The organism is Nocardia pseudovaccinii (genome assembly GCF_050942345.1).
In the GTDB taxonomy this organism is placed as follows: Bacteria; Actinomycetota; Actinomycetes; order Mycobacteriales; family Mycobacteriaceae; genus Nocardia; species Nocardia pseudovaccinii.
This window is the reverse complement of the sequence record NZ_CP192074.1, coordinates 2,983,714-3,009,470: the sequence shown is the minus strand read 5'-3', so window position 1 is coordinate 3,009,470 and position 25,757 is coordinate 2,983,714. Positions and strand designations below refer to the sequence as shown.

Here is a 25,757-nt window from a genome sequence, read left to right as displayed (position 1 = left end):
AACCAACGGATACGCGGTCGACACAGGCGCGGGCCGCGGCGACGGCCCAGGTTCGGCAGGACTGCATAATCCAGCTGGTCAGAGCACTGTGGTATCTGGGCCACGACAGTGCATGGGTGCCCGGTGAAGGCGAAAACCTTTGGTCCGACCTGGAAGCCGCCATCGCCGCACAGCTCGTCGAAGTGGAACTGCCCGCCACCGCCACCGAGCCGAACACCGAGCAGTCGGAGATCGCCGATCCCCTGGCATCGGTCGTCGACATCGTCCGCAACAAACGCGGCGGCGTGGACACCGCCACCGTCGTCGTCGAACGCGGTAACAAGTCTCACGGCTACGTCATCACCAATGTCAACGGCGAAGTCGTGATATCCGATTCACTCGCCACTCCACAAATGCGCCACTACGACGAATGGAGCCCGCCCTACCCACGCGTCGACAGGGCATTCGTCGCCTACTTCAAGTCCGAAAACGGCGTCCTCTCCGCCCTGCACGGCCCCGGCCCGGAGGATGATCCCCGAACACATCCCCAGAACCCGATCACCGGCCCAACCGATGACCCGGGCCCGGGCGTGGGTCGAGGTTCCGAACCGAATCTCCCTGCGGTCGCGGATCTGTTGGCAGCTGTCGATACGGGACAACTGGCGGCGGTACGCGAAGCCGCCGTAGCGGAACGTCATGCCGCAGTGGTGGATTCGCGCGCGGCGGCGGGTGAAGATCTGGAGCGCTTCCAGCAGCTGAGCCGGACAATTGATCTGCTCGGAGAGTTGACCGATGCGATGGAGCATCCGGAGGCGGTTGTCCCGGAACGGCTCAGGTCGCTGGTGCATTTATTCCATGCGGAAGCCGAACGGCAAGCCGCGTTGGCCGACAGCACAAACCATCTCGGCGGACAGGATATCCGCGATCCGCGACGCAGACAGGAGGCGTCCGATCGTTTGGCGGCCGCCGCCGAGCGGGTCGACCAGGTCGCGGCCGCGTTGGAGACGGCACAAACAGGCGCCCCGGCAAACATCGACGTCCGGACTTTGCTGGCAACAGTGGATTCCGGCGAGTTGGAGTCGGCATGCACGAATGCCGAAGCCCAGCGTCGAGCCGCGGTTGTGGATCCGCGCACCGCAGCGCCCGAAGAACTCGAGCTTTTGCGAAAGCTGCGCCGGAATGTCGAACTGCTCAACGAATTGCGCGATGCCGTCGACCATCCGGACGCACTTCCCCCGCAACGGCTTCGTCTGCTGGTGCATTACTTCCACGCCGTAGCCGAGCGGCAGACGGCGACGCGGGCACTGGCAGCGGTCGAGCGCTATCGCGCCGCCGCCCACCGAGTCCGCACGCTGGCGAATGCGCTGAACTCGAGCAGCCGCGACGGTGCGGCGGCCGCCCAGTCAACCGCGGGACCGGAGGTAGGGCCCGAGGCAACGACGCACAGGGCAAGCATCGAAGCAACCCGTGCCCCGGATCCGCACGATTCCACCGACCAGGAGTTGCACAACTGGGCCGCAACGCTTTCCGACGATGACGCACAGCGACTGCTCGCCGATACAACAGCTGAAATCGCAGCAATTCTCGACGCTTTCCGCCGCGGCGAGTCACCATCGGTCCGAACCGCGGTCGGCGCCGGGCGGTTGCTCAATGTCGTGTTGTGGGAGCAACTCCGCCGATTCAAGACGAAGACTCATTCCGGCGACATCCCCGACTACCCGACGCTGTTCGCCGTCGCCCGCGACATCGCGGCTCGGCTGCCGGAAGCCCGGGCGTTATATGCCGCGGCGAACGCACTGTTCAACCTCGCTGGTGTGTTTCCCCTCGGCGCGCCGCTGATACCCGATCTCTTTCCGGCTCCAGATAACGAGCTGAATTTTCTGGACAGTGTTCCATCGCATATCGGGCACATGGTCGAGCTTATGGAGAAGACTGTACAGTCCGTACCCTGGGCCGAAGAATCTTCTCTTCCAGAGAATGTCCGACCTGCATCAGGCCACCGCAAAGACACCGAGGACTCGACCGAGAAAGCAATCGGACTCGGCAGACACCTCGACGCACAAAGGGCCGACGGTACCGATTGGGCCGACTTCATCGACAGGTATCTTCTGGCCAGATCGGTCGACGGATTCGATGCCGATGTAGACCAAGCTTTCCAGTCATTGCAGACGGCATTGGCGGAATTCGACCGCGCGCAAACCGGTTCGAGCCAGAACGTAGCCGCAAGCGCGGCATCCCTCCTGCCCGTTATTGCAACGGCGGCCGAATACTTCCTGGCCCGAACCCTGCAGCCCGACCTCGCATTGGACATCGCCCAAAGAATGGAACGGGCGTTTGCCGCGATCGCAGCCCACGCGCCTGATCTGCAGCCGTTGCATGCTGCGGCGCGAATAGTGCGCGATCTACTCGTTGCCATCGCTGAACGCGCGGCGAAGTTGCCGGGTTACGGTCACCCGCTCGCGATGCGAACACTCGCGTTCAAGCATCTCGCGGACGGTACGCCGTTCCGCGACTTGCTGCAGCAAGCAGTACGCGAGCTGCGCGGAGCAGAACCGGCACCACAGCACGATGGCAGTGCTGCGGCGCAATCAGAACATGAGGCAGGCGCGTGGCCGCTGCCGCAACCTCGGGTCGAGCTGAATCTGGGTCCTGTCGCCGCGGTGAGCGATATCGGCGTTGGGCCGGAAAACGGCGGGCATGACACCAATGAGGATGCTTTCAGAATTGCGGTGGCGACCGGTCCCGACGGGCAACCCGTCTACCTCGCGGTGGTGGATGACGGCATATCGAAGCGGCCGCGTGGCGATCATGCCGCGCGGGTCGCGGCAGACGCTTTTCATGATCACGCGATCGCAGCGTTGGCCGCGCTCGAACCCGGTCAGCCTTGGGATCCATTGTCGATCGTGCAGCAGGCGACGGCGGCCGCCGATAAGGCAGTTCGCGATCTGGCGAACCTGCCCGAGTACGCCGGTGTCGGACAACCTCCGGCTTGCACGATCGTCGGCGCAATGGTGGTGGGGCGGCGACTAATTCTGGACTGGAAGGGTGACAGCCGAGCGGCCTGGCTCGCCCTGGACAACGGCCCGTCCAAGTGGCTGACCGCGGACGATACGAATATCGCGCAGATTCGGAGCATGTTCGACGACTGGACCGAAGAGCAGGCCAAGACATCGTCGATGTACAGCGGACTGGAGCGTTACCTCGGTGCGGGCTCGAAGCCCGGCGAATCACACGCGACGGTCATCGACGACCTGGCCGGTGACGGTATTGTCGGCCTGTTTTCCGACGGTGCGCTGGAGGCGATTACCGGCGAAGCATCGCCCGAGAAACTCACCGAAATCATCAAACAGGCCCTGGCCCAATCCAATGGGAACCTGCTCGCGGCGTCGCACGCACTCCGGCAACGCGCCCTCGCCGCCGGAGCAGATGACAACATGACCATTGCGTTGATAAAGGTTCCCGCACCTGAATCCGCGCCCGGCACGCCCGCGTCGGCAACACAGGAATCATCGGAGGCACCGAAGGAGTACCGCGGTACCGGCGACTCATTCGGTACAACACCAGGTCGCGCGCCCCGAAATGACGGCGGCCACCTAGAAGCGGTTCCCAGCACGAAGAAGGGGACGCCGGTCGAAGGCTTCCTCTCATTCATGGCACCGCCCGACGAAGTATGGGGCGCCGGGCGTGCCGCTCGACGAGCACCCGCAACACCGTCAGGCGACCTATCCACCACGCAGCCATCCGCCACCGAGGGCTTACCCGCTGCCAGCCAGCTACCGGCGTTCCCCGGTCGGCCGACCGATGCAGCGGTGGAATTGTTCGAGCGAATCCTCGATGCGGAGGCTGTCGGCGATCCGCAGGCCCAAGAACTTCGAGCCGAGGCGGAGCGTGTCATCACCGACGATGCCAAGCGTGCCTATGCCGAGCGGTATGTAGGGAATGCCCGCCGTGCCGCAGCGTTGGCCGCGGAATCAGGAATCACGCCTGAAGAGCTCGATGTCTTGATGACCGAGGAGTTGAGGCAGGCATTCAGCGGCGAGATCGTCATTCGCGTCACAACCGCGACCCTCCGCAAGATTCTCGCCGACGGCAGGTTCAAAACCCTGTTCGAAGTCGTCGGAAGGAGCAGACTCGCGCAATTACCGGTCGCGGCAAGGGCACGACTCGAACAGGAGTTGTTCGGGCATCCGCTCGACCTGCCTGCGCAATCGCGACCGGTCCACGGGCGCATTCGCACGGGTCGGCGCTCCTGGCTGAGCGAGGGCAATCTCCCGACCATTCGCGAATTCGGCGACGTGGATATCGTCGTTGCTCGTTCGGAGCGAGGCAGGACAACGGCATGTGTAGGCAGTCCGACCTTTGTAAAGGCGATACCGAGCAGTGTCGACGATCCGCAGCCCGAGTCGTTCGGCGCAACGCCGAGCGGGCACGGCCAGTTCGGATATTTCGGCCTCGAAGGCATCGACCGCGACTATGACGGAAAGCGATTCCGTGACAACGCCCATATTCTGACCCAAACTCATGGCGGCATTTCGGTTCCCGACATGGCCTTCATCGTGTTCCACCGTGAACTCCCGGACGAGGGTTTGCAGGAGGACTTGGCGGCCGCTGGTATCCAGTGGGCCCACGCCGTCGATATGGATACAGCGACCGACGTGGAGCAGCCCGTACTCACTGTCGTCGAATTTCGCGCCGGCGACAATCCGGACGAAGTGCAGCGGAAACTGCAGGAGCTCGTCGGCGACGTGATGTCGGGGCAACCGGCCGAGGCTCTCGAGGCAGGGCGCGCGATGGCGGCCATGATGGTCAATGCCATTTACAACGATGGCGCCAGGGTCGACAGCGCACAGTTGTCTGCGCGGCTCGTCGACCGGCCGGGCGGCGGTGCGGAACTCGAAGTCGCGATGTCGGACAACCTCGGGCGCCGGGTGGCCGGCTATGTGGCCCTGGTCGAACAGCTGTCGGCCGCGGACACTCGGATAGAGCGAAGCCTGAACGTGGTGCGCGTCGACGGGGAACTGCCGTCCCTGGTCAACACCATGGTGTGGAACTGGCACGATGACACGCAGTCCATTGCGATGGACAGTGTCGCGGATCAATTGACCCTCGGCGCCGCGGACGACAGTTGGTGCGTCCTTCATATATCCCACCTCGCAGCCGGTGCCAACACCATGGCAATTGTGCAGGGACGGGGCTCCGGTCGACGTGAGACCGGGATGATGCTGGCCGCCGGACCGGCCGATGCGGCGGGCGCAACGGTGCGGGTCGCGATGGCGATCGATCCCGACCAACCCGTGGACACGGCTGTGGCGAAGCTGCGGACGGTGGTCGGCGAACTGACCACCCACTGGACGACCGAGCAACGCCTGCTGGCCGCCGATACGGCCCAGCGCATGCTCCTCGACGCTCGCCCTGCGGCCGATCCGGATCAGACGGGTTGGTTCCAGATCGAGATCTCCGGCGAACCGGGCAGTCGGCTCATGGAGTTCCGAGTGCTGGACGGCCAGGCGTCGCTGACGACCGATCGAGATGCGATCGAGGAGGCACTCCCGACCGCTACCGAGCAACCGGTCGAGGCGGGGCCGACTCCCCTCGCCGGTGCGGAGCTGCGGTTGCTAGCGATCGGGCACGGTGCCGCGAACCGGACCGAGATCCGAGCCGAAGCGGCCGGCCTGGTCCGAGATCTGCTAGCGAGCCAGGACGCCTGGCCGGCCGAGCAGTCCGGCACGGCAACGCTTTTGGCCGACGAGCTGGTAGGCGCCGTTCCGGATGATCCAGAGGTCGATGCCTCCTTGGTCCTCACCACGGTGGCAACGGATGAGGGTACGGCGCTCTGTCTCGAGTTGCACGTTCGTGGTACCGCGGACGCCCCGGCGTTGCACCTCGCCGAGATCTATGCCGAACACTCCGGGATCGAATACGTCCAGGGGGGCTACACCGTGTGGGCGGTGCTCGGCGACAGAACTGATGGTGCGGCGGAAATTGCTGCCGCACTTGCCGATCGCGATGATCGGGTGCCCGACCCGGATGACCGACTCGCCGCCGAACCGATACCCGAGGAGTTGCCCGGGGACCTGCACTCGGCGACGCAACGCGAAGCGAACAGGCTGGCCGCGATCGCGCTCGGCCGCTCATCAGATCAGCTGGAGCTGACCACGACCGTAATCGAGCCCGGGCATGTCCGACTGACTGTCGTCACCGCCGCAGCACGACCAGAGAACGCCGTCGGCGAGGAACTCTCCGAAACGACCACCCCGGCACCGCGTTCCTCTGTCGCCGACCTCGCCGCCGCCGTAGACGACGCGCGGAGCGGGCAGGCGCACATCAATACCACCGACCTCGAATCAGCGCCCACCGCAACCGATTCCGGCACCTCTGAGATACCCGAACACGTCCGCAAATGCCTCGTCCAGACCGTGCGCGCCACCTGGGCCGTCGGCTACGACGAAGCAATCATCCCCGACGAAAACGCCGAAACCTGGCAGCAACTCGAACACAGCCTCCACGCCGAACTCACCAGAACCGCCATATCAACCACCACCTCCGACCCACTCGCCCACATCATCGACCGCGTCGAAGACCCCGAAAGCGACGTCGACACCGTCGTCATTGTCATAGACAACGGCACCAACGCCCACGGCTACATGGTCACCAACATCGACGGCACCGCACTCATCTTCGACACCCTCATCCCCCAAACCACCGAACCCAACCGAGAACAACGCACACCACGCGTCCGCACCCGAACCCAGTGGGAACAATCCCTGCCCCGAATGCGAGCCGACTTCGGTGAAACCACCGACGCCTTCATCCTCGAATTCACCAAAGAAACCCAAGCCACGACCAACAAAGGACGCCTCCGCCCCGTCCGCCGACCACGCACCGACGGACCGACCCAAGAACAACGCCGACACCCGATCCTGGGCAACCAAAACAACACCCCCGACAATTCGGACGAAGCATCGGTACCCGATGCCCAGCACAACACAAGCGAGTATTCACCGGAGTCGCCGCACGCTCAGGCGCTCTCCCCGGTAGCGAATGAGACCGGTGCCGAGCCGACCGAAACCGAGGAATCCAGCAAAACAGAAGCACCAGAAAATACCGAAGAAAACCAGAAGAGCCATTCACTGCTGCACCTGGTTCGCACCGACCCCTATGTCGGCATCCGCCTCGGCGCCGACTTCTTCAACGATGCCGGTTTCGAGGTCATGGCGACGGTTACGTCCCTCTACTTTCTGGAGCACGGCGGACCGGGAGTGGCGGGCGCCGTCGGGTGGGCCACCCAGCTGCCGTACATCGGCGGCGCACTGATCGCAGGACATCTGACCGACCACACCTCACCCAAGATATTGCTGATGGGTAGCCAAGCCGTGGCCGCGGCTGCAGGACTCACAGCAACGGTCGCCCTCGCATCCGGAACGTCCTACTCCGTCCCCATACTCGTCGGAACAACACTCGTCGAGGCGGCCGCCACCGTCGTCTACGGCAGCGCCGCCAGCAAGTGGCTCGTCGAAAGGGTCGGCGATGCGCAAGAGGGACTGGTCCGCTACAACAACCTGAAAATGAACGCCACCCGCGTTCTGGGGAAGGGCCTCGGCCCCATGGTGCTGAAAGCCGGTGCATGGACGGCTCCCCTCATCGACCTCAGTTCGAACGTTGTGAATCTGATGAGTTTGTCGCGGTTGCCGGCCTCCCCGAACGCCAATCCGAGCGAATCTCAAAGCATTCGTGAGTCGATCGCGGAGGGCGTGCGTGCCGTCCAGAATCTCCCGGTGCGGCGACGCTCCAACACCAACTTGGGTTTCACCAATTTCTACTTGGGACTGCAGTCACTACAGTTCACGTCACTGATCGCCAGCTCAGGTCTTTCGGCGTGGCAGCAGGGAACTGCACTGTTGCTCACCCCGCTCGGCGGCGTGATCGGGAACGTGCTACCCAAGAGCTGGTTGGAGAAAACCAGCATCGACACGCTGCTCACGGCCAGATTGGCCGGTCTGGCCGGGCCCGCGATTCTCACGGCAACCACCACCGACCCCTGGATAGCCACGGCAGGACTCGCCAGCACATGGGCAGTCCTCGGTGCGTCTGGGATACCGATCAACACCTACTTGAACAAGACGACCCCGTCCGAAGTGCGCGGACGAGTGAGATCGATCGGCGTCGTGACGACCCGAGGCGCGTTCGCGCTGGGTCCAGCGGTCGCCGGTGGCGCAATAGCGCTATTGGGACAACAAACCACCGGGACATCCATCGCGGCGACATTCGGCACCATCGCGGGCTGGTCCCTGTACAACCGGCTGTTCAAGGCCCGCAGACTGCTGGACTGCATCAACCAAACATCCCAAGCAACCTGGGCACTCGGCCTCAACACGGGAATCAAACCGAAGAGACGGCAAAAGAGCCCGGAACACCTCCGGCGAGCCATCGCAACCCAACTCGTCAAAATCGAGTCCGCCTCCGCCACCGACCCTGTCGCCAAGACCATCGATACCGTCCGAAACCTCGAGGACGGAGCCGACACCGCCGTCCTCCTCCTCGACGACGGCAAGAAGATGCACTCCTTGACCATCACCAACACAGACAACAAACCCGGCGGCAACGTCGTCATCTTCGACACCAACATCACCAACCCGGACGACCCCCATACCGACCCCAACGACCCCGAGCGCATCCCCCGTGTCCGCACCGCCGACGAATGGAATGAGGCCTATCCCGACATCAAAGAGGCCTTCGTCGCCTTCCTCACCACCGACGAGGAAGACAACCTCACCAACCGCTACCCTCACGACCCCGCGCTGAAAGCCCCGCGCAAGGACGGCAGAGTCCTGGGGCCGATGCAGAGTCCGTCGGACAAGGGCGCGACGCCTTGGGATGGAAACCGTTCCGGCGGAACGGAGTCAGCGGATTCAGCACCGAAGACACCATGGAACACACCTCGGTCCGGTGGTGCGGTGCACTCACCCGAGGGATCGGTTGACGGCGAGCCCGCCAGCCCCCGGTCGGGAGTACGCGCCGGCGAGGTCGAGGACTCGCGGGCGCGATTGGTTCGCCAGCGCGAGCAGGCGCGCGAAATGCGCGACGCCGCAGCCGACATGCGAGACGACGTCGATACCGCAATGTTGGAAGTGGACCCCGCACAGCCCGACAAAGGTCCACGCCGACTCGAAACCCTGGTAGACAACGCCGACGAGGTCAACCGGCTGGACTCCGCGCGGCCCGTGGACGACGACCGGCCGTTCGTATCTCAGCAGGCACACTGGCCGGAACGAGAGTCACGAGAGTCACGGACGAAGCCCGGCTCGCCTACACCGTGGTCCGGAGGGAAAGGCCAGCAGGCCGAGTCGAACCCGCCCCACACTGCCGCCCAGCCGACGCAAGCATCGCCGCAGACCACTTCCACCTTCGACCTGTCAACTCAGGATCTGGCGGCAACGGCTGCACAGACCGGTTGGCGGACGACCGTCACCGAAGCGGTCCGCACCCTGATTCGATCTGGCGCGATAGCTCCGGGAGCGGTGCTTCCCTCGGCCCGCGCACTCGCCGAGCAGCTGGGAATAGCGGAGCCGACCCCGGTGGCGCGCGCATACCAGCAACTGTCTGCCGAAGGCTACGTCGCGAGCAACGGTGCTGCCGGCACTCGGGTGAACAGCCCAGACCGCTGGCCGAGCGACCCGGACTCGAATCATCCGATCACCGCGGAACGACTCCTGGCGATCTTCGCGGATGCAACCTCGAGCACGGAGTTGGCGGAGGCCGGCGCGCGCCGAGGCTGGCGGGAAACGGTGGTATCCGAACTGCGAGAGGCGATTCGGTCGGGTCGCGTGCCGGAGGGAGGCGTGCTCCCCAAAGCACGTGACCTTGCAAAGCAATTGGGGCTGTCGTCGGACACCTCGATCGGCAAGGCATATCGCCAGTTGGGCAGCGAGGGGTACGTCCTAAGTGGTGGGCGCGGGGTACGCACCACGGTCGCGGCTCGCGACCAGTGGCCAACCAGCGGCGACCGGGCCGCCCCGCCCACACAGCGCTCCTCGGACGCACCTTCCGATCGGCTGCGCGACGGGTTCGAACCCGAGGTTTTCCAGCGGGCGCTGGTCGCCGTGGCGAACCGGGTTCAGCAAGGTTCTCTCGAACTCGACGCGGTACAGCAGAAGCAGCTGGCGCGTGACATCACCGACGAGACATTCCTCCTCGCACGCGACCAGATCACCCCCGACGCCTCGGATGCCGGTCGAACGCTGGGCACGATCTTTGGAAACGTCACCCGCGACCACCTCGAATCGGCCCGATATCGGCACAGCATCTGGTCGGTCCTGCCGGAATACGCGCGCGCCGGACGACTCGGCCGCGCTCTCGGCCTGGCCACCCGCCAGGATCTACGGAACCGCCTCGATGCCCTTCAAAGGAACAACCCGACACAGTATCGATGCCTCACACTCCGACATGTCGAGGGATTGTCGCGGGAACGAACCTCGGAGGTGATGAGGTACGGAGTCACGACGATCCGAGCCATGGAGTACTACGCCGCGCACGCCGTCGCCGGAATACCCCCCGAGGACAACATCGAATTCGATGAGGAACCGGATGAGCAGTCGGCCAGCCCGCCGAGGCCGACCTTGGAAGGCGGCACCGTCGATGAAATTACCGAGGCCTTCCGGACGGCCCTGCGCGCGGCCGATCTAGGAGACACCGCGCTGCTCGACACGCTGCGGAGCGCCGTCCGGCGGCTCGACAACCCTGAATGGGCACTGTGCCTGGAACTTCGGCATGAGCGCAGCCGGACATACGCCGAGATTGCCGTCGACATGGGCGGAGAACGCACCGCCAACGCGGCCAAGAAGCTGCATCGCCGCGCCGCACAGGCACTGCGCACGATTCTCGACGCGAGAAACTCCCTCATCGGCGAGCAAACGCAGCACGAGCTTGCGGCCGATGCCGCGCAGATCGGTTGGCGACGGGCAGTGTCGGACACGGTCCGCAGAGCGATCCGCGTCGGCGCTGTCCCCCCAAACTCTGTGCTTCCATCGGCCCACGAATTCGCCGAGCACCTGGCGATACCGGAAATCCACATCGCCCGCGCCTACCAGCAGCTTTCCGAGGAAGGCTACGTGGTGAGCAATCGGGGAGCCGGGACGCGGGTGACCGGCCCGGAGTACTGGCCGAGCACACCCGCACCCGATCGGCCGGTAACGGCGGGACAGATGCTCACGATCTTCGCGGAGGTATCCCCGGCCGATGACCTGATGCGTGCATGCGCCGGTGGAGTGTGGCAGCCGATCGTGTCGGCCCTCCACGAGGCGATCACCTCGGGCCGGTTGACCGAAGGACGATTGCTCCCCCCTGCACGCGAGCTCGCGAATCAGCTTCGCATTTCGGAAAGCTCGGTGCGACGCGCTTATCGGCAGGCGGGCAGCGAGGGGTACCTGGTCAGCAGTCACGGGGTGGGCACGTCGGTGGCGAGCCCGGACCTGTGGCCGGCGCGACCGCTCGCAACCGAGAGTTCCAGTCGCCCGACCGATCGAGCCCGACCTCCCGTGCCAACGCCCTGGGAACAGCCCCGCTCGGAGGCCAGGGGCAGCCGAGCCGAAGATACCGACTCCAATACCGAGCCGCACACCGAATCAGCGTACACCGCAACAGATTCCGGCGATCCCATCCAGGTTTTCGACCAACCCGCCGCACCTGTCGAAAACAGCCATGTCTACCACCGACTCATGGCCGAGCTGGGCGACCCACAAATAGCACGAAACCTCACCGCCAGAGTCCACGCACGCGCTGCCCAAGAACAACTGCCCACCGAAACCCAAGACGCCGCACAACGATTGTTCCAGATCGCCGAAAACATCCTGGCCGAACATCGAGCCGCCATGGCACAACTCGAAGCAGTGGTAGAAGGCAAGCCCGCACTCGGAAAACAACATCCTCTCGCGTCCTTCCAACGCGGCGGTGTCTTCTTCCACAACCTCCCCGACAGCCAGCAACCCGGCGAACAGCCGCCGCGACGTGCCACTGACTCGACTGAAACCAGCTCCGCCGGACACACAGCCCGCGAATCAGTGCCGCCCACCGATTCGCCACAGCCGGGCGAAACCGATCCGGCCGAAAGCGGCCCCCAGAGACAGAACACCGATGACGCGGACGAGTTCTGGCGCCGAGATCCAAGACTGGTCGACTTCAACGGCACCATTTCCCTGCAAATCCCAGTGCGAACCAATAACGGCCACGAGGAGTTGGTAATCACCGCGAACACCCTCGACTGGCAAGCCCAGGAGCTTCTCGGTCAGTTCCACTGTCATTGGCTCGCCGCCGCCCTGCACACCCTGACCGGCTGGGACATTGTGGCGATAGATCGCCTCGACGACGGAAAATGGACGCCTGCGACCAGCGCCGTACGCACTCCCGACGGTGACCTGCTGGACATCTTCGGTCGCGCCGATGTGGACGTCGTCGAGCGCAAGTGCGCGGGCTCGCGTCCGGTCCGTCACCGGACCGTGGCCGCGGATCGCATGCCCGGCGACGTGCTCACCGATATCGACCATCTACGCGGAAACGAGCTGTGGTGGTCCGCCGAAGCGCACGTATATATGGTCGCGATCTACGTCCATTTCGCACGCTATCTGCTACGGCACAACGGATTCCCCGACCTGGCGGCCGCGGCCGTCACACAACCTGGCGCGGACAGGCAGGCGGAGACTCGGTGGAGGACGGGTACCGACGATCCGCCCGGTGCAGCCGAGCACGCTGCCGCCACATCCCAGGCGCGAGATTGGCTGGTCGGGCAGATGCCCGATTGGCCACCCGAGATGGTAGAAGACGCGTGCCGGAAGCTGGCCGATCTGATTGCCCCGGAGGCGGCTGAACGGGGCAATGAAATACGCATCGTGGTGCGCGTATCCGGCGAGCGAGGTAGCCGTCTGCTGCGTGTCTCAGGTGCCGGTTCAGGCTTCGAATGCAACGAAGCGAGCCCAGCGCCCGCGTCGCCGAGCGAGACTGCTCCCAAGCCATCGACGATCGCTGACGACGAGACGGAAGACGATGACGGTAGCGACAGTGGCGGCAGCACTGCATCGTCAAACCCGGATCCGCGTGTCGCGAACCTTGCCGAGCTCGACGGCGACGGCGGTGGCGAACAGCGTGTTGGCGAACCCGAACCGCAAACCGCGAATCCCACAGCCGCACCACGTGCCAACAGCGGCGATAGCGAATCACCCGAATCCAATTCGGCAGCAAGAAGTTCCGACACGGCCGAGGCTGCACACCACGCCCGGGAAAACGAACCTATCGACGGCGTCACCGATGGCGATTCGCGCGGGGAAATCGCCGACGCGGCGACTCCGGACCTATCGTCGGTTTCGCCGCTCGGCGAACTCTTGGACGTTCCGATACAAGATCGCGATGACGCGGTATTGACGAGCAAACTCAGCGGACTCGCGGGGCGCTACGGGCCCTACTGGATAGGAGAAATCGCTGCGTCGTACGTAATTCCGGATCCATCGGTTTACCATGACGATCAAATCCTCGGTACGACAACGACCGGCACCACGATTCTGGCTTCTGGCATCAGGCTGACACCAGGCGTTTTCATCACGATGTCCGGCAAGATCTTCGACGATAACGGTGTCGAAGTCGGCCAGTTCGAGCGAACGTTCTATCGCGATGAGCGCGACCGCATAGTCGTTCACAACATCGACCTCCACCTCGAGGAACATGCCCGTCGAAAAGGATTCTCGACCGCCTTCGCCGCACTGGAGGACTACTACCGCCGTTGCGGCGTCGCGGGGATTTACATCGAAGCGGGCGGCACAGACGGTGGCCGCGTCTGGGTGAAGGCCGGATACGGCTGGGACCTCGAACCAGTACTGCTGGCCATTTCGATCGGCAACGTCAAGCGAAGCATCGGCAAGATCCATGCCAAAGCCACGCCCGGTGATCAGCGGTTGTTGGACGCCATCCTGCAGCGACTCGATGGACCGGACTTGCCGTCACCTCAGGAGATCGCCATCGTCACCGGCGACAACCCGCGGCTCGGCGAGCTCGTGATGCAGGGGGCCATCTGGTTCGGAATGAAGGTCCCGCGCGAAACACCGACCAAGGCAGCGCACCCCGGGACCTCCGAGTCGGCCACGAGCGATTCCGTCGCGACACATCGCGCGTCGGGCAGCACGCGCGCTGACGGTACGTCGATCGCCGCAGGCAACCACACCGCCCGCCCGTCAGACGATGAAGCGCGCCAGGCACCCGAATCAGCCGCCACCGCAACCGATTCCGGCGCGGAAGTACCCGAGCATGTCCGTAAATGCCTCGTCCAAACTGTCCGCGCCACCTGGGCCCTCGGCTACGACCGCGCCACCAGCCCCAACGACGACGCCGACACCTGGGACGAACTCGAAAACAACCTCCACGCCGAACTAACCAAGATCCCCAGAGCAGCCACCACCCCTGCCACCGACGCCATCACCCATGCCATCGATACCGTCGAAAACCCCGGCAACGACATCGACACCATCATCGTCGTCATTGACAACGGCACCAACGCCCACAGCTACACCGTATCCAACGTCAACGGCACCGCCCTGATATTCGACACCCTCATCCCACAACCCACCACAGCACCCAACGAAGAACAACCCGACCACTACACACCGCGAGTCCGCACCCGCACCGAATGGGAACAAACCCTCCCGGAAATCCACCACGCCTTCGGCGAAATCAAAGACGTCTTCATCCTCGAATTCACCGAGAACGCCACCGGCCAACTCGAACCCATCCACAAATCCGATACCGACGGCCCGACCCAGCAACAACGCCAACACAAAATCCTCGGCACACCTCAATCGGCTGCTCGTTTTGCATTGGACACCGACGACATCGAGGAGTTCGTCACCGGCCTCGCGAACATGGTGCGTGATCAGCCGTCCGGCCGTGTCGTGGTCGATCTGTTCTACAATTCCTTTACGCCCGCCGATCTCGGCGCGAGATTACGACAGCAACCGGTAATCCCCGGTCTGGTCGAAGTCGTCGCGATCAACTACTCCGGCAAAACGATTCCGGTCTTCTCTCGCGATGCGGTCTTCGAAACCGCGCCCGATGTGTCCGGCACAATTGTCCTGCTCGACACACCTCCCGCACTCCAGCAGATCAGCGACACGCGTGGCGAGGTGACGTCGGGTCTGGTCACCGCCGCCCGAACCGATAGTCGGACTACGACAAACGAGTCCGGGACGAACACGAACGCCCGATCTCTGACTCTGTATTTGGTTCAGGCGCAAGGAGTCACACACCCGCAGATACGGGAAGCGCTGGAATTACCCGCCCCGCCCGATCTCGAAATCCAGTGCAACGATCTCACCGTACGGTGCGCGATCATGCTGTATCGCCGGGCGGACAACGGACTCATCGCCTACATCGCGTACCACGAACCCGCGATCGACAACCCGGAATTCGACAACATCCGTCGCATGATCGACGACGCGCTGCTGGAGCATTGTCCAGATGAGGCAATAACGGTCAACGAGTTCTACGACCATGGCCCCAACTTCTCCGATCAGCCCGACGAGCCACGGATGATCGGCCCTCGGCCAGCGGCCGATCCCATGCACAACGCAGCACCGAACCACGCGACCGCTCCCGAAACACATCACAACACTGGCGTGATCGGGCGCGTATTGCCAGCCGCGATGCACGTTGCCGAGATCGTCGGGAATGAGCGCAGTTCCGCGCTGAACGTGCGGTTGTGCGCCGAGCGAGTGCTCGAAGAGCTCGGTCTGGGCGGTGCGCCGATACCGATGGGGCCCGACGGCGAGCTGCAATGGCCCGAGGGGCTGATCGGGATAGTCGTCCGAGCCGAGAACCTTACGGCCGTAGCGCTTGCCGACGGCGCCAAATTCCTTGCCTTCAACATCGATGCCAAGAATCATGTCGGACTTCACACCAACGTGATCATCGGGATGACGCAACACGGGGAACGCATCCACCTGAGGGAGCTCAGCGCGGCCCACACGGGAACACATTGGGATCAAGTACTCGCCTCCGCCAAGGCCAACATACTCGACCTGTACGGGCGGCTCACCGGGCACCAACTGAGGCACGACCAGGTGGTGGTGACGATCCACCCGAGCGCCACCGATGCCCATACCGGCACGTTCGAGGCAAGACTCACTGATGACACAGCGCCATCCGAACCCGCATCTCCCTTGTTTGCTGGACGTTTCGAGGTCAGCGACAACAACGTGGTCACGTCGATCGTGCTGCGGCACGAGAATCTCTCTGAGCGTCGGAGCAACGACGAACTCGTAGCAGCCGCGCGGACGGGAGACGCGCATGCTTACGGCGAGTTGTACGAACGACACGCCTCCACCGCGCGCAGGGCAGCCGAACGTCTCCAAACCCCGGCTGACAGCGTGGACGATGTTGTGTCCGAGGCATTCCTCAAGGTGTGGGAGACGCTACGTAAAGGCGGCGGACCCGTGTGGGACTTCCGTCAGTACTTGCTCACCACGATCTATCATTCCGTGAACACCGGACGTTTCCACCCCAATACCCGTCTGGTGCTCAGCGGCGATATGCGCGACCATGACATAACCGAGCCATACACCGACACCGCGTTGGTAGGTCTTGAAACTTCCATGGCAGCACAGGCATTCAATGCCTTGCCGAAGACCATGCGGACCCTGTTGTGGCACATCGAGATTCAAGGTCTCACCACAATCGGGACAGCCGACCTGCTGGAGTCGAACGCGAACGCGACCGCAGTGGCTGCCTTCCGGGCGCGTGAGCGCCTGCGCCAGCTATATCTGCAGGCGCATCTGAAGCAGACCACCACCGAGACGTGCCGCACGACCGTGGAAAACCTGGGCGCCTGGGCGCGCAACGGTCTGCGGAAACGGGCTGACGCCAAGGTCTCGACCCACCTCGACGACTGCGAGAACTGCCGGAAGCTGGCGGCATACCTGTCGGAGGAAAACGGCATCCTGGGCGGACAGCGACGCGACACCGCGGCCGAGCTGGTGTCGGCTGCTAGCCATGATCTTGAAACCGATTCGGCAGCACGGAGTTCCGTCCCCGAATACCTCCGCAAATGCCTCGCCCAAACCGTGCGCGCCGCCTGGGCCATCGGCTACGACGACGCCGACATCCCCACCAACAACAACGCCGAAACCTGGAAAGAACTCGAAGACAGCGTCCACGGCAACTACACCAGAATCCCCACAACCGACACCCCCAACGCCATCAACGACGCCATCGCCCACGCCATCGACACCCTGGAAAACCCGAACAACAACATCGAAGCCATCGCCTTCGTCATCGACGACGGCCGAAACGCCCACAGCTTCCTCGTCACCTCCGAAGGCAAAGGCAAAACCCTCGTCTTCGACACCAACATCCCCACACCCAACGAACAACAAACCACCACCACACCCAACCAACAACCCAAACGCATACCCCGCGTCCGCGACCGCGACCAATGGGAACAAACCCTCCCCCAAACCTTCCCCGACATCAAAGACGCCTTCATCCTCGAATTCACAAAAGACGAAGAAGGCCGCCTCCACCCCGAACCCCGACCGAACACCCACGGCCCCACCCGAGAACAACGCCAACACAAAGTCCAAGGCCCACCCACCCACAACCCCGAAAACCCAAACCAACCAACCGAACCGAACCCACAAAACAAACCCACACCCACCGGCCACGACGAAAACGTCACGAGCCCAGACAGTTCCGAGCGTTCCGCCGCCGAGAATCAGCCCGCGCAGATACCGGACGATCCGGCCGCCGAAGGGCCGATTTCGAAACGACAACTGCTCACTGTCAACAAACCATTCGCGAGATTGTTGTTCGGCGATTGGATAGGCAAGGACGTCAGTTGGCTGCCGCGCAAAATCGGCAACAAGATTCTGTGGCTGCCGGGCGAGGTCGCCAATCAATTCGGTTCCGTCGCTGCGCAGTACGCGTTGCCATATGTTGTGCTGGATGCGACGGAATCAGAGATCGCCGCCGGTGCGGCGATGGCCGCGTCGGGGCTCGCGAGATTCCTCGAACTGCACGCCGGTGTCGCCGCCGATCGTTACGACCGGAAACAGATCATGCTCATGGCACAAGCGGTCGGCGCGGCGGCCGCGGCGGCCGCGACCGCCCTGGTGCTGATCGACGCACCCGATCTCGCACTCGGGCTGACCGTGACAACGATCGTCGAATCCATCGCTGCCACCTACTACTTCCGCGTCTTTCAAACAGTCGTCCGGGATTTCCTCGCCGACAACCAGCGGAATACCGGAAACCGATTGACGGGTTCCACTGGATCCGCCGCTGGTTTCGCTGGTCAATCACTGGGCCCCGCTATGGCGGGATTCGCGCCCGCGGCGCCATTCGGTCTGAACTTCCTGTCCTATTTGGGAAATTTCGCGAACATACTGGGATTGCAGTTCCCGACCCAGGTCCACGCGAAACCGGACAACCTGTTCAGAGAGATCGGCGAAGCCGCGCGGGCAGTGTGGCGGAACAAATTTCTCCGCGAACTCACCGCAGTCAGCACGATCAACAACGCCGCATGGGCCATGCTCGGGCTCCGCACCGCCACCGTACTGCACGAAGCCGACCTGTCGGACTGGGCTAGAGGCGCTGTGGTCGCCGCACCCGCGGTGGGTGCGATGCTGAGCGGTTACCTGCCGGAATGGTTCGACAAGATCGACGTCACCAAGTTGTACCCGGTGGCACTCGCCAATATGGCCGCGCTGTTCACGCTCCAGGCATCGTCCACCAACCCTGTCGTGATAGCGCTTGCAGGATTCTTCGACACGATGCTGATGGCGGCAACGAACAATAAGATCGGCACTTACCAGCAAAATGCCTTCCCCGGCGAACTCCAGGGCCGCACCGGGAGTGTGCGCGGTTTATTCCAGGGAACCAGTCTCCCGATCGGCGCATTTCTTGCTGGCGTCTTGGCCTCCGCGTACAGCGGCGACGCCGTCGCCGATCTGGCCGCAAACATCACCGTGGCCACTGCCGCAGGCTACGGCGCCCTCACGCTGGCAAGGCGGAGCCGCGATATCCTCACGCCCCTCGAATACGGTCTCGGCATCGTCGCTCTTCCCTGGGATACCGCCCAAGTCCTAGCCGTCCCCGCGGCCCGCGCGGGCGAGACCGCGCAGCCGGACACCGTCGACCCCAACATCCTCCGAAACTGCGCCCTCCACACTGCCCGCGTAAACCGAGCCCTCGCACTCATCGACGACGACACCCCCGAACCGGACGCCAACAACCCCCAATGGCACTCCGAAAAGAACTACAAACCCCTCGAAGCCGCCCTCGGAGCCCAGCTCCAACCGGACAAATACGACGGCGACCCCTACCTCACCGCCATCGCCGAAACCGTCCGCACCAAACAAAACGGCATCGATAAAGTCATCCTCGCCGTCGACGACGGCACAAACGCACACATCATCACCTTCGTCAACATCGAAAGCCAGATCCCGAATGTCGAAGACCAAGTCCTGGTCTTCGACACCCTCGTCGACGATCCTGACAACACCGACCACCACATCCCCCACGTGCGCAACTACCACGGCGACGAAAACGGCGAAAACAAATGGCAGCCCAAATACCACAAAATCAAGAAAATCTTCCGTGCCGACTTCACCACCGACGAACACGGCAAATCCATCCCCGCCCGCCGCCGACTCCCCTGGTACCGACACACCCAACACCCACACAAACTCGAAGGACCACCCAGCAACCAACCTGACCACCCCGAATCCACCCCACCGACAACCGAACCGGCAGCGGAAGCCAGTACCTCGCAGGGCGGCGCAACCGACCCCGGCTCGCCGATAGGTTTCCGCGCAGAGACCTCTGGAGTCGCCGCACCAGACGTCGGATCGGATCTCACTCGCGTCCGGCAGCGGGGGCTGTGTTCTCCACCACCGGACCGCGCGACATTAACCGAGGCCAGGCAGGCTTTTGAACTGGAACTGAGGCAGCGGTCCGCGGCGCACGAAATTGATGAGGAGATGCTGGAGGAGCGGTGGTCCTTGCTGCGCCAGTACGCGATCATCGACTGGCGTATCGAAAAGATGGCGGCTTCGCTCGGCAGATCCAGTGCCGAGATGCGTGAGCAGATGCGACGTGAATTGAAAGCCGCGCTGGATGGGAAGCCGATTGGTATCCGAGTGCGCGAGGAAAATTTGGTGGCCATCCTCGACGAAGGGCGGATCAGGGGAAGTCGCAACCCCTTTGGCGAGCGTGCCGATGCCGAAGCCGAGTGGTTCGGCTCGCACGTCCATGAAAACCCTCCCGTCTACGGATTCGTTGCCGTGGACGGGGTCCGCCCTTCGCAATCCGGCATAATCGATGCATTGTCGGAGCTCGACTACGGCGATCACCAGATCTATCTCAAGCCAGAAGTGAAATCCCGAACGACGATCACCGTTGGCGACTCGATCGTAGAGAAGGACAAGACGGTACCCTCACCGTTGGATAATCCGTCGGAGTATTCCTACGGCGTTGATATGCACAACCCGCCTATCGGTCGCGACTATACTGGAGCTTCATTTCGATCCGGAGTTTTCATCGAAGCTCAGATTTTCGACGTCACTACCTCCGACATAGATTTCATCACGCTGCACCAGGCGCCGGGTGCGGCGCTGCGGCAAGCGCTGGATCGGTCCGGAATTAAATGGCGCATACTGACAAATCGCACAATTGCAGCTGAGGGTAGCTCTGCAGAACGAGCGGCCGCAATCGAGCGGACGAGCCAGGATCTGGAGCGTCTTCGAGGGTTTATGCGTAGTCACCCCGACTCGAGCGGGGTCGCTCCTCTTCACGCGCAGCTCTCAGCAGACCTGCGTGCGTTGAACGATTCCGATGCCGCGGTTCCGGACAATGCTGGCGCACCGAGCGCACAACCACGCCCCGAAGCCCCGGCGACACCCACGAGCACCGGTGATAGCGCGGCCGAAGCACGACCTGCCGATAGCGACGAAAGTGGCTCGACCACACCGGAAGTCAATGACGCGCGCACGGTCACACCGACCGAAACCGATGACGCACATCCAGCACAGACCGAGCTGGACGACCGCGAACGGCAGGTCCTCGGCTTACCGGCCCCCAATCTCTCGAACACCGCCACGGCAGGGGAACTGGAAATATCGGGGCGCGCAGTGCAGCACGTCCGATCTCGCCTGCGCACCATGTTCGGCATCAAGGACACCGATGCGACACGAGCACAGGATCCCGATGGACACATCAGCGCCGAAGTCGGGGATGCACAATCGGATACGGCGGTCACTGGAAAAAGCGGCTCCGCAGCGTCACCCACATGGGTTGCGGCGCAATATCAAAACCTGGATGACGTTGAATTCGGATTCACGAAGCACCATTACCCCACGAAGGTGACCTGCAATCCGAGAACCGACCTGGAAGCATTTCAGGTGTTCACCCAAACGTTCCACGACCTACACGAAAAGCATTCTGCGGTGGATGTCCGCACAATGGGCATCGCCCGCCTGGTCGACGGCTCAGCCAGCAGTGCCGTTCCGCAGTTCACCGGGTCGAAGGTAAGTACGTTATCGCTGTATCTGGACGCTGGTTTCGTAGCCGGGTTGAGGCCGGATCAAGTTCGCGATGCCACGACCCAATTGTTCGCCGCGGCAATGGTGTACGCGGGGCGATGGCGGGCGGAGGCGCACGCCATGAACGCCTTGCGGAACCGCTTCCAACCGGCAGGCGGGGAGGTGGACGAGGAAGCGTTTCGCGCGTGGTTGAGACTGCAGTTCCCCGATTCCTACTTCACCGAGGAGGGGAACCTGATCGTCCGCGGGGCTCTGGTGTGGTCGTTCCGGGATGTTGAGCTAGGAAGCCCGGGCGTCACCGCGGGCAAGCAGACTTTGTACAAGCTGCTGGTCGACCGAGCACACGAACTGCGTGGGCGTGCTCCCCGCACGTCGACGAGCGACGAGGGGGCGACATCGGCTCGGATCAAGAAGCTGGCCCAGGATCTGGAACGCGACTTCGACGTCAAGGTTGTCGGGTCCGACTGGGCCGATCTCGACGCCGATATCTTCGAGCAGTTCATCAGCAGGGTCCGCGTTCTGCTCACCGACCACCCCGATCTGCTTATCGCCGATCCGAAGGAAGGTCGGCCGGTCATCGGAATTGGGCCGTATGCGAAAGAAGCCGCCATGGCTTGGACGAATTGGTCGACGATCAACGGCCACACCCGCGCCACGGGGTTCATGTTGAGCGAACGATTCGCTGTCAACGCGCCGCTATTCCATGAGACTATGGCCCAGCAGGTAGAAGTCGGATTCTTGGTCGGCGACGGTGCTCGGCCCGGTGACTCGGTCATGGGCCATGAGGGCGGCCACGCGGTTCATTTCCTCAGCGGACTCCACGACGACCCCGACGACTTCGACAACATCATGCGCGAGCTGGTGCAGCTTTTCGTGCGGACCAACCGGACAACCTATCTGGACCCGGATAAGTTCGTGACTTGGCTGGAGGAACAACTCACCGGGTACAGCTTCGGCAAGGACGGAAAACTCAACCTGTCCGAGTTCTACGCCGAGGTCTACAACGCGGTGACGTTGCACGGGAAGCTGGCAACCGACGCCCAGAAACTGGCGTATTCGCGGATCATGACCGGCCTCCGGCCGACGACACCGCCGCAGCAACCCCAAGCCCCAGGCGATCAGCCCGACAACGATGTGTCGGTAGTGAACTCGGATACGAACGACGATGACGACGATCCCGGTGGCGGCACGACCAGGCCGCGACCGAATCCCGAACCACTCCCCGGCGGGCCATCGAACGAAGCATCGCCGCAGGCCGACGAAACAGTACGGGAACGGATCGGGTTGCCCGCCGACGCCGACCCCATGCCATCTGCGGCCGACCGGAATGTCGACGTCGAGCGGAATCTCGCATTCCTCGCCCGCCACCACGACCACTTCCCCGTCGAATACACCACCGACCCGGGACTCGTGTACATCCCCGACCCCGGCTACCCGCCGACCGAAGTACTCACGACCGGCATTACGCCGAGAGGAGAAGGCCCACTCACCACATACCGCGACATCGACCAAGCCCGCCGCTGGTCGGTAACCGGACGTGTTTATGCCGCACGCCCCGAGGCCGGATTCCCGCGCGCCGATCCGGATCGATCCGTCCAACTCATCGGCGGAATCACCGGATCACGAATACTCGGCTACTACCACTTCGGCCCCGAGGTACCGCTCACTCTCCCATACGGATTCACCACCCCCGCCCAGTACACCGGCGACTGGATCCCCAACACCGTGCACGGCGATACACCCGCACCGCCCATGCCGGTCGACCACGTCGACAACAACCCGCTCGACGCCACCGAGGTACCCGAGTACCTCCGCAAATGCCTCGCCCAAACCGTCCGCGCCACCTGGGCCATCGGCTACGACAACGCCACCATCCCCCACCACAACGCCCAAACCTGGAAAGAACTCGAAAACAGCCTCCACGCCGGATTCACCAAAGTCACCACGACCGACACCACCACCCCCCTCACCCACATCCTCAACCTCCTCGACACCCTCCAAAACCCCGACAACAACATTGAAGCCATCACCTTCGTCATCGACGACGGCACCACAGCCCACAGCTTCCTCGCCACCTCCGAAGGCCTCATCTTCGACACCAACACACCCCAACCACCCACCACCCCAGGAGAACAACAACCCACACAACGCACACCCCGCGTCCGCCACCACACCGAATGGCAAGAATCCCTCCCTCAAACCTTCCCGCACATCCAAGACGCCTACTACCTCGAATTCACCAAAGACACCCGAGGCCGCCTCCAACCCAACCCCAAACCACACCCCGACGGCCCAACCCCCGACCAACGCCAACACCCCATCCTCGGCAAACCCGACAACCCAAACCAACCCAACCCACAGAACAAACCCACACCCACCAGCAACGACGAAAACACCACGAGCCCAAACGATCCCGGAACCAAGCAACCGGAAAGCCCGGCCGACCCCTCGTCGCCCGCCGATCGACCGACGGCGCCCTCTGTGCAGCCAGAGGAACAAGCCGCGCCGCAGCCCGAAGTAGCCGAACAGACCGCACAGTCGAAGTCATCCGGGCCGGTCGCCGGTGGCCTCGAGGGCATCCTTCGGCATTTGCAGAAAACCGTCACGACGGCATATATGGAGCTCGAAGGTGTTGGGAACTCCGATCCCATTGCCGAGGCACTGGCCAATGCGCCCACCGCGCAGTTCGGAAGGCTTTTCGGTCAGCTCCGAACGACCCAGCAAGCAGCCCTGATCCTTCGCTACCGACGAGGAAAGTCGGAAACCGAGACGGCGCATGTGCTGAACACGGTCGCGGCACCGGCCAAACCTCTCGGAGATGTAGCGACCCGGACCTTGACGGCGGGCGCGGTACGGCGACTCGCCCGTTCAGTGGCCACCGAATGCGGTGTACCGAATACAAATGACAAGCTGACTCCGAATGAAATCAAAATTCTCGAACTGCTGACGCAGGGGTTGACAGCCAAAGAAATTGCCGAGATCGTCGATAGTTCCCCGAGGACGGTTACTGGGGTGACCGATGGAATTATCATGAAGTTCGGCACGGCGAACAAGGTTGCGGTCGTAGCGGAGGCGATTCGCAGAGGGGTTTTGGATGTCCTCGATCTTCCGTCGGCGGTTCGACAGAATCCAATAGCGCTCGCATCGGATGAGACCACCGTACTGATCATGAACGCGAAGGGGATGACGGGTGAGGCGATCGCAGAGACGCTGACCGACTCGTGGGCGCGGCAGGTTTCGCCCGGCCAAGTGAAAGCCATCATGGATAGAATCGGCCGGGCGTTCGGAATTCCCGCTGGAGCCGGAAGTCTCGTACCAGTTGGACTGCGGGAGGGAATCATTGATTTCACCGGTCCAGAATGGTCGAGGTGGAACACTCCAAACAATGCGGAAAAAGAACTGTCCGGGCGCGAAATCACAGTATTGGAATTGCTGGTCAGGGGCATGACAAATCCGATGATTGCGAAGCAACTACACGCATCCGTGGGCTTCGTCGCAACCTGCCGCCACCGGATATACAGGAAGCTCGGGGTCTCGGCACAGGCCGATTTGAAGTCGGCAGCCCGACATCGCGGCATCGAGATCAATGATGGGCCGCAGTACATTCGCCCAATATTGAACGGTCGCCAAATCACGTTACTTCGCCTGGCGGCCACGGGGATGACGTACGACGATATCGCCGCCGACCAAGAAATAACGGTCGGAGCCGTCAAAATCTCCTTTATCAGAATCCGCAGGAGACTCGATGCCGCCGCTGGCGAGGACTTGGTGCAGGCGGCACGCGACAAAGGTATCGACCTCGGCATCGAGACCCCCGCAGATGCTTCCGTACCCGCTGACGACGAATCGACGATCGGTGCGCCTGCAGAACTTTCGCAACCGACGTCGGCGGCACCTTCCGCGGAGCAGCGGTTCGTCGGCTGGTTCCGAGGACGAAAAGCAGGTCAGGGGCAAGACCTGGCCGACTACATGAAGATGCACCACTTACTGCCATCGCAGGTCAACCGGTGGCTGTCGCGCGCGGGACTCGAATCGACCGAGCCGTCCTCACCGCTGCCGACGCAATTCCCCAGCCCTGTCGGTATGCAGGCGCCTGCCTGGCTGGCCGCCGTGCGCCGCTACCTCGGCGTACCCGCCGAGCAAATGGACGAACTGATCGGCGCGCCCCCGGGAACCTGGCAGGCAGCCCAACGAGGGCGAAGTGACCTC

1 protein-coding gene (running past both ends of the window) is annotated in these 25,757 nt (G+C 63.2%); it reads left to right on the top strand.

All 25,757 nt of this window come from inside a single coding sequence — locus ACQPZ2_RS13465, MFS transporter (RefSeq protein WP_433525826.1), on the top strand. Of the gene's 58,263 coding nucleotides, 15,709 precede the window and 16,797 follow it; the stretch shown corresponds to coding positions 15,710-41,466 (codon 5,237, partial, through codon 13,822, complete); the first complete codon in view begins at position 3. Both the start codon and the stop codon lie outside the window.